This is a genomic window from Rhodococcus sp. NJ-530 (assembly GCF_003860625.1).
Taxonomy (GTDB): Bacteria; Actinomycetota; Actinomycetes; order Mycobacteriales; family Mycobacteriaceae; genus Rhodococcus_F; species Rhodococcus_F qingshengii.
Genome location: NZ_CP034152.1, coordinates 194,182 through 209,452, shown reverse-complemented (window position 1 = coordinate 209,452; position 15,271 = coordinate 194,182). Strand labels below are relative to the sequence as shown.

The window sequence follows — 15,271 nt, the reverse complement described above, 5'->3', positions numbered from 1 at the left end:
CCGGTCAGGAACCGAACGGAAGGAAATCGCTCGAGCCAGCGCTTCCTGAACCGAGGCTGCCCGTGCCACCGCCGGTTGCAGCCTTGACCTGAATTGCGTGGGCCGCCGAGGTGGAGCCTGTGAATCCGGCTGCGCCACTGTAGATTGCCGAAATCGAATGCGTGCCAGTTGTGGTGAAGGTGTGGTTCAGCGCCGCGATCCCGTTGACCACTGCCACAGCGTCACCGATCGGAGTATCCCCATCCATGAACTGCACCGTTCCACCGTTCTGCACCGAACTGACAGTCGCCGACAGGGTCACCGACTTGTTCACCACGGCATCACCAGGCACCGTCACCACAGTCTCCGTGGTGACATCCGAAGGCGCAGGGTCCGTTACATTCACCGTCCGCGCCTGGGCCGAGGATCCGACTACACCGGCTCCTCCCGAATAGACCGCAGTGATGCTGTGCGCACCCGCAGAGGTAAACGAATGCGTCAGGCCGGCAGCGCCGGCCGTAACCGCTTCAGGACCGCCGATCGCGACGCCACCGTCGTAGAACTGCACGGTTCCGACGCCGACAGCATCATCCGACGACGTTCGGACGGTTGCCCACAAGTCGGTCGCCACACCAGTTTTGGCGTCGGTCGGGATATTCAGTTCGACGACGGATTCCTGGTCGGCAACACTGACCTGAACTGACTTCGCACTTGCAACCGAGTTCTTGAATCCGGCACCAGCGGTGAAATCCGCGGTAATGCTCTGTGCACCAGCAGCATCGAAAGAATGTGAGAGGGTCGCGGTGCCACCGGACACCGTCACCGGGGAACCGATCGCAGTGCCATTTGACTTGAACTGCACCGAACCCACAGCGTTGTTCGGAGCGACCGTCGCGGTGAGATCAACAGCAGTACCCGTAACCGCCGTAGCCGGAACCGACAGCGACGTCGTCGTCTCGACATCCACCGGAGCCGGATCAGAAACGGTCACCGTCTGAGCAGATGCCGACGAACTCACAAAGCCAGCACCGGCGGTGAAATCGGCCGTAACACTTTGTGCACCAGCAGCATCGAACGCATGCGACAGCGTCGCAACACCCGACGTGACTGCAACCGGAGTGCCGATCGCAGTGCCGTTCGACTTGAACTGCACCGTACCGACAGCATTGTTCGGAGCGACCGTCGCGGTCAGATCAACAGCCGTGCCCGTGATGGCAGTCGCGGGAACCGAGAGTGAGGTCGTGGTCTGGACATCCACCGGAGCCGGATCCGACACCGTCACCGCCTGAGCCGACGCCGAGGAGCTGACGAAGCCTGCACCGGCAGTGAAGTCAGCCGTAACACTTTGTGCACCAGCAGTATCGAATGCATGCGACAGCGTCGCAACACCCGCGGAGACTGTCACCGGAGTGCCGATCGCAGTGCCGTTCGACTTGAACTGCACCGTACCGACAGCGTTGTTCGGAGCAACCGTCGCGGTCAGATCAACAGCCGTACCCGTGATGGCCGTCGCGGGAACCGAGAGTGACGTCGTCGTCTCCACATCCACCGGAGCCGGATCAGACACCGTCACCGTCTGAGCAGGCGCCGACGAACTCACGAACCCTGCACCGGCAGTGAAGTCAGCCGTAACACTTTGTGCACCAGCAGTATCGAATGCATGCGACAGCGTCGCAACACCTGACGCAACTGCAACCGGAGTGCCGATTGCAGTGCCGTTCGACTTGAACTGCACCGAACCCACCGCATTGTTCGGAGCCACGGTAGCGGTCAAATCAACCGCAGTACCCGTGACCGCCGTAGCCGGAACTTGAAGCGTTGTAGTCGTACTCAGCGCTGAGCTCGAGATCTCGATGGTCTGAGCTTGCGCGGTCGAACCACCAAAACCTGCAGTACCTGAGTAGACCGCAGTGATCGAGTGTGATCCCGTCGTGGTGAACGTGTGATCCAGGGTCGCCGCTCCGCCAGTCACCGCGATGGGTCCGCCGATGTCGATGCCACCGTCCTTGAACTGGACCGTTCCGCCGTTAGCTGCCGGTGAGATGTTTGCGGTCAGCGCGACCGAGGTCTGCTCGACGGCACTACTCGGGACTGTCAACGACGCAGTCGTCTGTACAACGGCAGCGGCCACGCTCACTGTGCGTGCCGGTGACGTGGATGTCAGAAACTCGAGAACACCGTCGTATACAGCGGTGATGGAGTGATCTCCCGTTGCCGTGAATGTATGTGGCAGTGTGGCAACGCCATTGACGACGGCCACCGGGGCGCCGATGTCAGTTCCGCCATCCTTGAACTGAACGGTGCCGCCTGTCGGTGCCGGGGAGACCTGCGCAACCAAATCGGTCGACTGACCGACCGTTGCAGCCGCGCCGGATGTCACTGCAGTCGCGGTCCCCGCCTGCGAGACGACGTTGACGGTGGCCAATGCCTGACCACCCGCATTCAACCCACCACCACTCGAATCGCGCGGAGAGCAGTTGTAGCGCTCCCAGTACCCCGGCCAAAGGGTCTCGTACTGCAAGAACGTGAACGCATTCTTCGGCGAATTGAACGCACCCGAATCACCGTCTGTGGCACGCAACTTCGGCTGCACCGTACTACCCGCGGCACCGGCAACCACCGTCACGTCGATCGCGGGCAACCGGAAGGTCTTCCCTGCCCCTACCTCGATTCCACCGTCACTGTTCTTGCTCGTGCTCGGGCCGTTACCGCCCTTGTTGTTCGAGTCAGCAGTCTGATTGTTCCCCGAAATACGCAGATGCGTACCCGCGCCATCCGGCGAACCGCCGTCGTTGATCCGAATCACCGACGGAGTCACACCGGACAAATTCGACGAAGTACCTGCCACGACCTGAGCATCCACCAACGACACCCCTGCAGGTATATCGAAGTCGTACTTGAGCCGCGTCCACTTACCGACACTGCGGCCTGCATGCCCACCCGTCGGCACCGACATCACGTTCGGCTGAACCCGATAGGTGAACGTCGACCCCGCCACCACCTTCTCCGGCGCAGACACCGTCACACCCGTCGAATGAAACACATCCGCGATATCAACAGCCAGATGTTCATAACCATCGCAACCCAGCTTGAACCCGATCGAGTTCTCCACCGCGGGAGATGACGTCGGAGCTGCCGAAGCAACGCCACCTGCCACCAGCACGCCACCGACCAACGCCGCCACCACGACCGCGGAACTTCTTCTCACCAACACGAACTCTCCTCAGCTAGCAACAGACGTGGATCGGGAACCGCACGGAAGGAGGTCACTCGAACAGAGCGGAAATCGGAATGGAGCTGGACGCTCGTACAGTACCCGTCAAAAGTAGTACTTGTATCAGTTATTTCAGACAAACAATCACGAATTGCCAATAGTTCAGCTAACGACCAGTCCGCGATTCCCGAAGAGCAATGCCCCCTTGCACCTATGGGCGCAAGGGGGCATCACATCATCGGAGAATCATGAACCGAACGGCAGCGACAGCGAACCGAGCGAACCGGAGCCACCACCCCCGTTACCGACGTTCACAACCGATGCAGTCGACGTGGAACCCGTGACGCCCTGGGCTCCGCTGTAGACCGCGGTGATCGAATGGTTGCCGGTCGTGGTGAAGGTGTGGCTCAACACAGCCTGCCCACCGACAACATCGACGGCCGTTCCGATCGGAGTCGTTCCATCGAAGAACTGGACGGTTCCCGACGTCGCGCCGGAAGAACTGACCACAGCCTTCAGCTGCACCGAAGTGCCGACCTTTGCCGAAGACGGAGCCGTCAACGACGTAGAGCTTTCGACATCCGACGGGGTCGGAACCGTGACATTGACGTCGACGGATTCCGCGGTGGACGACGTGAACACGCCAGAGCCACTGAATACAGCCGAGACTACAAAGGTGCCTTCTGCTCCGAACACGTGCGGTAGCTTGGCAACTCCGTCAACAACCGCGACCGGGGCACCCTGATCGACTCCACCGATCTTGAACTGAACCGTTCCGCCGGACGGCACCAGGGCGTCCGAGGGATCTTCGGACACTGTCGCGAAGAGATCAACAGGCAGTCCGACCTTGGCTTCACCCTGAACACTCAGCACCGTCTTTGTCGCCTTGTCGACCGGAGCCGGATCCGACACCGTCACCGTCTGAGCAGGCGCCGACGAACTCACAAACCCTGCACCAGCAGTGAAGTCAGCCGTAACACTCTGAGCACCAGCAACATCGAACGAATGCGACAGAGTCGCAACACCGCCACTCACCGTGACCGGGGAACCGATTGCAGTGCCGTTCGACTTGAACTGCACCGTACCGACAGCAGTATTCGGAGCCACGGTAGCGGTCAGATCAACCGCCGTACCCGTGATTGCCGTCGCCGGAACCGAGAGCGACGTCGTGGTCTCGACATCGACCGGAGCCGGATCAGAAACGGTCACCGTCTGAGCAGGCGCCGACGAACTCACAAACCCTGCACCAGCAGTGAAGTCAGCCGTAACACTCTGAGCACCAGCAACATCGAACGAATGCGAGAGCGTCGCAACACCACCAGTCACCGTGACCGGGGAACCGATTGCAGTGCCGTTCGACTTGAACTGCACCGTACCGACAGCAGTATTCGGAGTCACGGTAGCGGTCAGATCAACCGCCGTACCCGTGATTGCCGTCGCCGGAACCGAGAGCGACGTCGTGGTCTCGACATCGACCGGAGCCGGATCAGAAACGGTCACCGTCTGAGCCGACGCCGACGAACTCACAAACCCTGCACCAGCAGTGAAGTCAGCCGTAACACTCTGAGCACCAGCAGTATCGAACGCGTGCGACAGAGTCGCAACACCGCCACTCACCGTGACCGGGGAACCGATCGAAGTGCCGTTCGACTTGAACTGCACCGTACCGACAGCAGTATTCGGAGCCACGGTAGCGGTCAGATCAACCGCCGTACCCGTGATTGCCGTCGCCGGAACCGAGAGCGACGTCGTGGTCTCGACATCGACCGGAGCCGGATCAGAAACGGTCACCGTCTGAGCAGGCGCCGACGAACTCACAAACCCTGCACCAGCAGTGAAGTCAGCCGTAACACTCTGAGCACCAGCAACATCGAACGAATGCGAGAGCGTCGCAACACCACCAGTCACCGTGACCGGGGAACCGATTGCAGTGCCGTTCGACTTGAACTGCACCGTACCGACAGCAGTATTCGGAGCCACGGTAGCGGTCAGATCAACCGCCGTACCCGTGATTGCCGTCGCCGGAACCGAGAGCGACGTCGTGGTCTCGACATCGACCGGAGCCGGATCAGAAACGGTCACCGTCTGAGCCGACGCCGACGAACTCACAAACCCTGCACCAGCAGTGAAGTCAGCCGTAACACTCTGAGCACCAGCAGTATCGAACGCGTGCGACAGAGTCGCAACACCGCCACTCACCGTGACCGGAGTGCCGATTGCAGTGCCGTTCGACTTGAACTGCACCGTACCGACAGCAGTATTCGGAGCCACGGTAGCGGTCAGATCAACCGCCGTACCCGTGATTGCCGTCGCCGGAACCGAGAGCGCCGTCGTGGTCTCCACATCCACCGGAGCCGGATCAGAAACGGTCACCGTCTGAGCAGGCGCCGACGAACTCACAAACCCTGCACCAGCAGTGAAGTCAGCCGTAACACTCTGAGCACCAGCAACATCGAACGAATGCGACAGAGTCGCAACACCACCACTCACCGTGACCGGAGTGCCGATTGCAGTGCCGTTCGACTTGAACTGCACCGTACCGACAGCAGTATTCGGAGCCACGGTCGCCGTCAGATCAACCGCCGTACCCGTGATCGCAGTCGCCGGAACCGAGAGCGACGTCGTGGTCTCGACATCCACCGGAGCCGGATCAGAAACGGTCACCGTCTGAGCAGGCGCCGACGAACTCACAAACCCTGCACCAGCAGTGAAGTCAGCCGTAACACTCTGTGCACCAGCAGCATCGAACGCGTGCGACAGAGTCGCAACACCGCCACTCACCGTGACCGGGGAACCGATTGCAGTGCCGTTCGACTTGAACTGCACCGTACCCACAGCATTGTTCGGAGCAACCGTCGCGGTCAGGTCAACCGCCGTACCCGTGATTGCCGTAGCCGGAACCGAGAGTGACGTCGTGGTCTCGACATCCACCGGAGCCGAAGCAATGCTGATCGTCGCGAGTGGACCTGCACCAGCGTTGAGAGGCGTGGTGTCCTTGTTCTCGCGAGGCGAGCACCGGGTCGGAGCCCACTGTGTACCAAGGAAACTCGCCTTTGCGAGCTGAGTGCTGAAGTTTTCGCTGGCACCGAGGTTGCCGGCCGCACCCGCGGTCCTCACCTTCGGCTGGATCACTCCCGTCGCACCAGCGACCATTGTTACGTCGACTGCGGGAAGTCGGAACCACGTGTCTCCGTTGCCGTTTGTCGAGCCATCGAGGTTCTTCTTGGACTTCGGTACTCGAATTCCACCCTCCGAGTTCGTGCTCGTCGTCGGACTGTTGCCGATCACCTGGTTGTTTCCTGACAACCGCAGGATCCCGCCGCTGCCGTCGACATTGCCAGAATCGTTGACTCTGAGAACATTCGGTGCGACATTGTCGAGTCCGATGGAGGTACCTGCGACGACGGTAGCGGAAACGTACGTCGCATTGCTCGGGATGGCATAGTCGATTTTCAGACGTGACAAGTTCGTAGTAGTCGCTCCGGAGTCCTTGTCCGGATATGACGTTCCGCTCGGCTGAATTCGGTAGGTGAAAGTCTCGCCGGGCTGGACAGAAGCCGGGGCGTCGACCGTGATGAGGTTGTCGGTGACCTTGTGGACGTCTCCGATAATCGATCCGGCAACGCACGCTGTTTTGAAACCGGTGGTCGAGATAGCAGCTGACGCGGGCGTGCCGACCAGCAGCATTCCGGCGACCATGGCGGTTCCGGTTATGGGCACGGCGAATCGCCGCAACTGAGAGATTTGGGGCATGGGCACTTCCTTCGGAAGGGCAAACATGAGCAGTGGATTCGGACAAAACGTGTGCGCGCCGTCACAACATAACGAAAAAACTAGTACGTGTACTACTTTTGGCAAGACACTTGTCCAATTCACCCCGGACTCACCCTCGTATCACCAGACGCGGGATGGAAAAGCAGGGTATGGAAACTCGATTGAACGCAAAACTATCGCCAAAGCGGCCCATCGACAACGCTTTTGGTGGTCACCGCGCCAATCGGCGGGAAAAAGTTGATATTTCGTCAGTTCAGAAAAAGTTCCAAACCTACCAGTACGAAAGTACGAAAAGGGCCGCGACGGAGTCCGTCGCGGCCCTGATTGTGTTGGTTCAGCGTGTCAGCGAAGCACATCCGTGCCGACAAACGGCACCAATGCCTCGGGCACTCGCACCGAGCCGTCGGCCTGCTGATGGTTCTCGAGAATCGACACGATCCAGCGCGTCGTAGCCAAGGTGCCGTTGAGAGTGGCGGCCGTCTGCGGCTTGCCGTTCTCGTCGCGGTACCGAACTCCGAGGCGGCGGGCCTGGAACGTCGTGCAGTTGGACGTCGATGTCAGCTCGCGGTAGGTGCCCTGCGTCGGGACCCATGCCTCGCAGTCGAACTTACGCGCAGCCGAAGAACCGAGGTCTCCGCCGGCGACGTCGATCACGCGGTACGGAACGTCGATGGCCGCCAACATGTCTCGCTCCCACCCTAGGAGACGCTGGTGTTCGGCGTCGGCGTCCTCGGGACGGCAGTACGTGAACATCTCGACCTTGTCGAACTGATGGACACGGATGATGCCGCGGGTGTCCTTGCCGTAGCTTCCGGCCTCGCGGCGGAAGCACGAGGACCAACCGGCGTAGCGCTTCGGGCCTTCGTTCAGTTCGAGGATCTCGCCCGAGTGGTAGCCGGCCATGGGTACCTCGGAAGTTCCGACGAGGTACAGGTCGTCATCCTGCAAGTGGTAGATCTCGTCCGAGTGAGCACCGAGGAAGCCGGTACCGGCCATGATTTCCGGGCGTACGAGCACCGGCGGAATCATCATCGTGAATCCGTTGGCGATCGCCTTCTGCGCAGCCAACTGCAGCAGTCCGAGCTGGAGCATGGCCCCGTAGCCGGTCATGAAGTAGAAGCGCGAACCCGAAACCTTGGCGCCGCGTTCCATGTCGATCAGGCCGAGCGACTCGCCCAGCTCGAGGTGATCCTTCGGCTCGAAGTCGAACTTCGGAATCTCACCGACGTGTTCGAGAACGATGTAATCGTCCTCGCCGCCCGCCGGCGCACCTTCTTGTACGACGTTGGAAATCGCGCGGTGTGCGGCGTCGAGCGCGGCCTGCGCCTCGTGCTGCGCGGCCTCGGCTTCCTTGACCTTTGCCGCCAGTTCCTTGGAACCTTCGAGCAGTGCGGGACGCTCCTCCGGAGATGCCTGTCCGACCTTCTTGCCGAAGGCCTTCTGCTCTGCACGGAGGTTGTCTCCGGTCAGAACGGCAGCGCGTCGGGACGCGTCGGCTTCGAGCAGAGCGTCGACCAGTCCTGGATCTTCTCCACGGGTGCGCTGCGACTCGCGGACGATTTCGGGGTTCTCACGGAGAAACTTGAGGTCAATCACGACTTCGAACTTTACCCACTCACTGCAGCTCTCCGACGGTCACGTCCACGTCGGAGAGGGAGAGATCACGATTCGAGCAGACTCAGGTAGTCCTCGCGTCCGAACATCCGAGCCGCGTCGACCGCCGTCGGGTGTCCACCTTTCGGGTCGGCTCCCCCGCTCACCAGCGCTTTCACCACCGCATCCTCGCCCTTGAAGACCGCCCCGGCAAGGGGCGTCTGGTTCTTGTCGTTGGGCCGGTTGACGTCGGCGCCGCGCTCGATCAGGGCAACGACGGCGTCAGCGTGACCGTGGTACGCCGCCAACATGACGAGCGTGTCGCCACTCTCGTTGGTCAGATTGACGGGAACTCCGGCATCGACGTACGACGCCAGCCCGGCTGCATCACCGGTTCGTGCCATGTCGAAGAGCCGGCCCGCCAGCTCGACAGCCTCGGGATCGAGTGGGGTGTTTTCGCTCATGACTACAAAATACTCACAGACGCGATTGTGAGTTTTGTAGTGAAGGTTCGATATCGCCACGGCAACAGGCATGATGGAATCGATGTCCGAAGACAAGATCGAGAAGTCGCCAGATCCGGCAGATCCCCAGGGGGCGCCGGCGAAGAAAACTGTCTCCGCGAGTCGCACCCGTCGGGTCCTGGCCGCCGTCGCGGTGGGTGCGGTGGTCGCCGCGATCGCAACGATCGCGATTTCCGGTGGATTGAACAAGGACGACTCGTCCTCGGTCAGTGTCAGTGGCGGCGGTCCAGCAGCGACGGGCTCTGCTCGCGACGACGCTTTCACCGCGGCTGCGGCCGGAGACTGCCTCAACTGGACGCCTGCGACCGAGTCGGGCGGGGACCGCACGGACATGTCGAAGGTTCAGTGCGGAAGTGAGCATCGCTTCGAGGTCGCCGGTCCACTCGACCTGTCGGTGTTCCCCGGCGCCGAGTTCGGCCCCGGTTCCCGGTACCCGGGCGCCCTTCGATTCGCCGAACTCCGCGACGAGCACTGCACACCCATCGTCATGTCCTACCTCGGTTCGAAATTCGATCCCAAGGGCAAGTTCAGCGTCGGCTTGATGTTCCCGAGCGAATCGGGTTGGGCTTCGGGCGAGCGCGCACTGCGTTGCGGGTTGCAGTTCTCGACCACGACCGGCGAGCTACAACCGTTCGTTGGCCGCGTGGCGGACCAGGACCAGTCGAACGTGTGGGACGTCGGCACTTGCATCGGCATCAACCAGAACCTCCCGACCGATCCGGTCGATTGCGCGAAACCGCATGCATACGAGGTTATTTCGGTGATAGACCTCGGCACTCAATTCCCGGGCGCAATGCCGTCGGTCGAAGATCAGGACCGCTATCTCGAGGGCGTCTGCACTCAGGCGTCCAACGAGTACCTTGGTTCCGCAGACGCGCTTCGCGACAAGACGCTGACACTGTTCTGGGACAACATTTCACTGGAAAGCTGGTTGGCCGGCAGCCGCCGAGTCAATTGTTCGATCGGCAAAGAGGTCGAAACCGGCGGGTTTGCCGCGATCACCGGAAGCGCCAAGGGCGACATCCTGATCAACGGCGCCGCTCCGGTCCCGCCACCCGCTGCACCGGAAGGTCGGTCGTTGCCGACGCCGTTGCCCGGCGCAGCTCCGCCGTCGTAAGCCATGACGGTAACTATGACGCCCGACCGGTTCGAGGAACTGGTCGGCGAGGCGCTCGATCTGATTCCGCCCGAACTTGCCAAGGCAATCGACAATGTCGTGGTGCTTGTCGAAGCACGTGACGAGGAAGAGCCGGGGCTGCTCGGTTTGTATCAGGGCGTCGCTCTGACCGAGCGGGATTCTCATTACGGTGGGTACCTGCCGGACACGGTCACTATTTTCCGCGATTCGATACTCGACATCTGCGCATCCGAGGACGAGGTTGTTCACGAGGTTGCCGTGACCGTCATCCACGAGATCGCGCACTATTTCGGCATCGAAGAAGACAGATTGCACGAACTCGGCTGGGGCTGAGGGCAAAGTCGTCCGATTTCGGGGGGAACCAAAAGCGGGCGGTAGGCATCAAAGTATGTGCGGGGGGATATCGACGGCTGTGCGCACGGCCTCCCGACCACTTATCCGCCCTGGTCAGGAAGGAGTTCGGCACTATGCACGTCGACCCTCAAGCCCTAGTTGCCGCCGCAATGGAACTCGAGTCTGCGGCGACGCGATTGCGCGGAATCGCCTCTACTGCGCAGCCGACGCTACGCGTTCTCCCAGCGGGATCCGAAGAAGTGTCCGGTAGCGCGGCAAATTACTTCAACACCATTTCGGGCAGCCTTGCCTCGTCCACCGATCGGGCAATCGAGGAGCTCACCGCGGCTGCGGCAGCTCTGCGCAAGAATGCAGCTGCCTACGAGCTCGAAGACCAGCTCACCAAGTCCAGCCTGGCAGCCGCACCGATCTGATCGACAGAAATCGAACTCGGTAACTCGGCAACACAGTCACACTTCCTGGGGGAAGAACAATGGTCGGCATCACCGGCGTCATCTGGTATCCACGGGGCGCAGCACCCAACTCCGCAGCACTGGTCGCCGGAGCCGGGCCGGTCCCTCTCGGCGTGGCGGCCGGAGCCTGGTCCACCGTGTCGTCCGGACTCACCGACACAGCTGCGTCCATCTCTCGCGTGATGGCGGATCTTCGCACCGGGTGGTCCGGAGAAGCAGCGGATGCCGCATTGAGCAAATTCGCACCGTTCCAGGAATGGGCTGCAGCGGCCGCGTTGCTCGCGGGAGAAACCGCAGGTAAAGCCCAAGTACAGTCCGGTTCCTACACCTTCGCCACCCTGGCCATGCCGTCGCTGGCGGAGATCGCGGCAGTTCAAGCGGCAAAGGTCGCCGCGTACTCCATCGGCGGTGCCCTGGTCGGCGGTGCCGCCGCCGCCGAGGCTGCCGAAGAAGCTCTCAAAATTCGAGCGGCGGTGACAATGGAAACGTACGACGCCGCAACGGCCCATCTGGCCGTGCAGCAGAACTTCGACTCACCACCGTCCATCGCGGAACCCACAGCTGGGGCATCCGCTTCGGCCGAAAGCCCAGGCAGCGCCGCACGACAGTCCGTCGTGCAAGCGGCATCCACGCTCGCTGACGCAATCGCGGATCCCGTGCGCGCCGCCACCGCTGCTGTCGCATCCGTAGTTTCCAACCCGGTATTTGCCGCCGCTGCCTCACAGGCCGGTGCCGTCTCCGGTGGAGTTGCCACCGCAGCCAGCGCCACCACCACCGCAGTCACAGGCGCCACCACTGCCGCATCAGCTCTCGCGACGGCAGGAGCAGGACTCACCGGACTGGGCGGCGCGGGACTCGGCGGCGCAAGACTCGGCGCTTCCACACCATCACTGTTCGGCACCCCGTCGGCAAGCCGGGCACCGGCACAGGTCAGCGCAGCTTCCGCGACTACAGGAGCCGGAGCAATCGCGGGCTCGTCGTCGAGCAGCAGCACCGGTCGGCACGCTCTTCCTGATCCCTCCACCGGCCAGAGCGCCACACGCCAGAACCCCGTGACCTCGCCGGTTCAGGGCACCGCGGATACCGTCAAGGTGGATCCGGCCCGAACCGCAGGCGGATCTGCGCCGATCGCCGGCAGCCGTCATGCGGCCCAATCTGAAGACGAGACCGAGCACGACACACCCGATTACCTGAAGCACTTCGAGCACTTCGCCGACGGCCGAACAGTCATCCCGTCCGTGATCGGTGGCGCACTCGAAACTGCAGAGCATTGATGGTGGATCTCGGCACCTCACCTGAGGGGTGGAATTTACCTGTCGTCGCCCTGTCACAGGACGAAATCGACTATGTACGTGAGCGACTCGGACTCGATGGGCTTCCCGTGGTTCTCGGTGGCGCGACGGTTCACGGCAGTGCGAGCGCTCACCGTACGGCGATGCAGTCCGCGGCAGATTCACTCTCCGAGCGCGATCTCCTCCCCGGTGGGGAGATCCATCACGACCTCAGTGCCCGCCTGCGCGTCCTGACCCACCCCAAGTGGGAGTTGGCGCTGCGTCGGCATGTCGGCGGAAGCATTTCACGCCTCTGCGTCGCGCAGGGCGAGTTCCTTTGTGTCGAAGCAACTTCAACCGATTCTTCGTTCGCATTACGCAGTGTCACAACCGAACCAGCTGCACCCGTTGTCACCGCGCTCGGCAGCGCCGAAGCAATGCCGATTGCCGTGATCAACGCACCGACCGAGATGCTCAGCCTGGCATTCGGCGCCGGCCCGGATGCAGGCAGCGTAACCTCGGCCTTGATCAACGCCGGAATACCCGAAGACGACGCGCGCCAACTGGGTAGCGCAATCGTCTCATGCACCGCCTTCGCCGAATTGGTTGGAATACCACACAGTTTGGGAGCGACGACGCTCATGACCGGCGCAGTGACTGTGTACGACACCTTGGCCGGCCGGCTCGTGGGTTCGACTACTCGGGCTGCCGACGGCACCGAGTGGACGTCCATCAGTTCCGGAACACCCCATCGCCTCCGACAAGCCGTGAACGCTCTGGTAACGGAACTCGAGGAATCGGCGCCGGAGACTTCCGGGTAACCTCGGGGCGTCCCTTCAACGCCCGGAGCCTTACTTCAGCATGCAGTTCTCGCGTCAACCGTCGTCACCGGGCGAACAAGGCTCGGTCGCCACGATCGACCGGCCGAACGAAGAACGGGCAACAACACCGCACCGACAAGACCTGAACGGACTGCGTGGCCTCGCCATCGGTTTGGTGGTCGTATTCCACGTCTGGTTCGGACGGGTATCGGGCGGGGTGGACGTCTTCCTGGTTCTGTCCGGATACTTCTTCGTCGGCTCACTGGTTCGACGCGCCGAAGCCGGGGGTTCACTCAACCCGGTCCCGGCACTGCGGCGGGTGTTTCTGCGGCTGTTCCCCCTGATCGCGGTGGTCAGCATTTTGACCGCACTGGGGACCGCGTTGCTGCTGCCACGCACACGCTGGGCCGATCTGGGCGATCAACTGATCGCGGTGCTCGGGTTCTTCCAGAACTGGCAGCTCGCCAGCACCGCAAGCGACTACCTGGCCGCCGACGGCTCGGTCACTCCCCTGCAGCACCTGTGGTCGATGGCCGTACAAGGTCAGTTCTATCTCCTGGCCATCGCACTGGTCTCCCTGATCGCTTATGTCGCTTCACGCGTGAATCCCAACTATTTCCGCCCGTCACTCGCGGTCACCCTTCTGGTTCTGACCGCAGGATCTTTTCTCTACGCACTCGCCAAATCTTCGCGTCACCAAGCCTGGGCGTACTACGACTCCGGCGCCAGGTTGTGGGAATTGGCCCTCGGTGGTCTGCTGGCCGTTCTGATGACCAGCACACGCAGTCGGCAGATCGCATCCCTGCCGTTCTCGGTCAGAGCAACGATCGGCTGGGCGGGGCTTTCGTCGATCCTGTTGTGCGGCATAGTGCTCGACGGCGCCCAGCAGTTCCCCGGCCCGTGGGCGCTGGTGCCGGTGCTGGCCACTCTTGCGCTGATCCTGTCCGGAGTCGGCGACGACACGCCTTGGACGTCGAAGACTCTTGCCCATCCGGCACTGACGTGGCTCGGCTCGTTCGCATTCGCGCTGTATCTGATTCACTGGCCGATTCTGGTGTTTGCACTCGTCATCACCGGACGCCCCGAAGCCGGCCTGCTCGGCGGGGCACTGATCATCGCCCTCTCCGTCGCGGGGGCGCTTGCACTCCGGCGCCTGATCGAGGTTCCGGTGGAACGTGGAGGCCGCTCGCGCCGGTACACCGTCCTGGCATGCGTCGTCACCGCTGCCGTGGTCCTCGCCGCTTCGGTCGCCTGGCAGTCGTACGCGAGCAGCCAGACGACGGGCCAGCGGGCAGTCGACACCCTCGACCTCCCGACCCATCCCGGCGCACTCGCGCTCACCGACGGTGCCGAAGTACCCAAGGCGTCGATGGTTCCCTCGATCTTCGATGCGCCACTGGACCTTCCGGCCAGTACGCTCGACGGCTGTATCGCCGATTTTCTCGAGCGGGACGTCGTCCACTGCACCTACGGCGACGCCGACGCAGACAGAACCATCGCGCTCGCGGGTGGTTCGCACTCCGAGCACTGGCTCACTGCGCTCGACGAACTCGGCAAGAGTCACGGGTTCCGCGTCGACACGTATCTGAAGATGGGCTGCCCGCTCACCATCGACTCCATGCAGACGTTGTCGGACAACGACTATCCGGATTGCGTCGACTGGTCGCGTGGAGTGCTGACCGAGTTGGCCGACGCCTCACCCGATTTCGTGTTCACGACGGCAACCAGGCCGAGTTCCGACGGCCCTGGCGACGTGACGCCCGAGTCTTACGTACACGTGTGGGAGGAACTGGGGCGCGACGGTATCGACGTGCTCGCCATCCGCGATACCCCGTGGTTGCACCACGACGGCGTCGCCTACCGCGCGATCGACTGTCTGGCGACAACCACGTCACCCGATCACTGCGCGATGCCACGGTCCGAAATGCTCAGCGACGTCAATCCGGCGCCGTCGGCGATCGGCGATCTGACCAACGTCCGTCTACTCGACCTCAGCGACGGCGTCTGCGGACCGGAGTTGTGCCGCGTCGTGGAGGGAAATGTGTTGGTGTATCACGATTCCCACCACCTGACAGCCAGCTACGTGAGCACGCTGTCCGCTGAACTCGGGCGCCAACTGAGCGTCCAGACCGGTTGGTGGTGAAGCCGGCC

At 62.3% G+C, this 15,271-nt stretch carries 10 protein-coding genes; 6 read left to right on the top strand and 4 right to left on the bottom strand.

The features are described 5' to 3' along the window. Positions 1-4: 4 nt before the first annotated feature. From EHW12_RS00950 to EHW12_RS00935, 4 genes are all read right to left on the bottom strand, one after another. Positions 5-3,187, bottom strand: coding sequence for an Ig-like domain-containing protein (locus EHW12_RS00950; RefSeq protein ID WP_125050183.1), 3,183 nt, complete (start codon positions 3,185-3,187; stop codon positions 5-7). A gap of 252 nt (positions 3,188-3,439) precedes the next feature. Beyond that, positions 3,440-6,946 carry an Ig-like domain-containing protein gene (locus EHW12_RS00945; protein WP_241199084.1) on the bottom strand — a complete coding sequence of 1,169 codons (3,507 nt, stop codon included), beginning with the start codon at positions 6,944-6,946 and terminating at the stop codon, positions 3,440-3,442. A 363-nt stretch (positions 6,947-7,309) separates the two neighbouring features. Then, positions 7,310-8,563: a serine--tRNA ligase gene (gene serS / locus EHW12_RS00940; RefSeq protein WP_007736032.1), complete on the bottom strand. Its 1,254-nt coding sequence runs from the start codon at positions 8,561-8,563 to the stop codon at positions 7,310-7,312. A 65-nt stretch (positions 8,564-8,628) separates the two neighbouring features. Beyond that, positions 8,629-9,024: an ankyrin repeat domain-containing protein gene (locus tag EHW12_RS00935; RefSeq protein WP_003945404.1), complete on the bottom strand. Its 396-nt coding sequence runs from the start codon at positions 9,022-9,024 to the stop codon at positions 8,629-8,631. Between the two features lie 82 nt (positions 9,025-9,106). On the opposite strand from EHW12_RS00935, the gene EHW12_RS00930 reads away from it, so the two are divergent. The 6 genes from EHW12_RS00930 to EHW12_RS00905 all read left to right on the top strand — a co-directional run bounded on the left by EHW12_RS00930 (position 9,107) and on the right by EHW12_RS00905 (position 15,263). Further along, positions 9,107-10,201 (top strand): septum formation family protein, encoded by a 1,095-nt coding sequence (locus EHW12_RS00930; RefSeq protein WP_164490544.1) that lies wholly within the window; start codon positions 9,107-9,109, stop codon positions 10,199-10,201. A 3-nt stretch (positions 10,202-10,204) separates the two neighbouring features. After that, the gene (locus tag EHW12_RS00925; RefSeq protein WP_007736028.1) at positions 10,205-10,555 is read left to right on the top strand and encodes a metallopeptidase family protein; all 351 of its coding nucleotides are present in this window, start codon (positions 10,205-10,207) and stop codon (positions 10,553-10,555) included. Between the two features lie 134 nt (positions 10,556-10,689). Beyond that, positions 10,690-10,989 carry a PE family protein gene (locus EHW12_RS00920; protein ID WP_125050180.1) on the top strand — a complete coding sequence of 100 codons (300 nt, stop codon included), beginning with the start codon at positions 10,690-10,692 and terminating at the stop codon, positions 10,987-10,989. Between the two features lie 59 nt (positions 10,990-11,048). Further along, complete coding sequence (locus EHW12_RS00915; RefSeq protein ID WP_125050179.1) at positions 11,049-12,302, top strand: PPE domain-containing protein; 1,254 nt, start codon at positions 11,049-11,051, stop codon at positions 12,300-12,302. Then, positions 12,302-13,120: an ESX secretion-associated protein EspG gene (locus EHW12_RS00910; protein ID WP_050657020.1), complete on the top strand. Its 819-nt coding sequence runs from the start codon at positions 12,302-12,304 to the stop codon at positions 13,118-13,120. Before EHW12_RS00915 ends, EHW12_RS00910 begins: the two co-directional genes overlap by 1 nt. Positions 13,121-13,160: 40 nt before the next feature. Beyond that, on the top strand, positions 13,161-15,263 hold the full coding sequence (locus tag EHW12_RS00905) for an acyltransferase family protein (RefSeq protein ID WP_125050178.1): 2,103 nt from the start codon (positions 13,161-13,163) through the stop codon (positions 15,261-15,263). Positions 15,264-15,271: the final 8 nt, after the last annotated feature.

Excerpts from the sequence above, each read along its gene's own strand:
- EHW12_RS00945 (WP_241199084.1), bottom strand. The coding sequence starts at position 6,946 with ATGCCCCAAATCTCTCAGTTGCGGCGATTCGCCGTGCCCATAACCGGA.
- EHW12_RS00935 (WP_003945404.1), bottom strand. The coding sequence starts at position 9,024 with ATGAGCGAAAACACCCCACTCGATCCCGAGGCTGTCGAGCTGGCGGGC.
- EHW12_RS00930 (WP_164490544.1), top strand. The coding sequence starts at position 9,107 with ATGTCCGAAGACAAGATCGAGAAGTCGCCAGATCCGGCAGATCCCCAG.
- EHW12_RS00925 (WP_007736028.1), top strand. The coding sequence starts at position 10,205 with ATGACGGTAACTATGACGCCCGACCGGTTCGAGGAACTGGTCGGCGAG.
- EHW12_RS00920 (WP_125050180.1), top strand. The coding sequence starts at position 10,690 with ATGCACGTCGACCCTCAAGCCCTAGTTGCCGCCGCAATGGAACTCGAG.
- EHW12_RS00915 (WP_125050179.1), top strand. The coding sequence starts at position 11,049 with ATGGTCGGCATCACCGGCGTCATCTGGTATCCACGGGGCGCAGCACCC.
- EHW12_RS00910 (WP_050657020.1), top strand. The coding sequence starts at position 12,302 with ATGGTGGATCTCGGCACCTCACCTGAGGGGTGGAATTTACCTGTCGTC.
- EHW12_RS00905 (WP_125050178.1), top strand. The coding sequence starts at position 13,161 with ATGCAGTTCTCGCGTCAACCGTCGTCACCGGGCGAACAAGGCTCGGTC.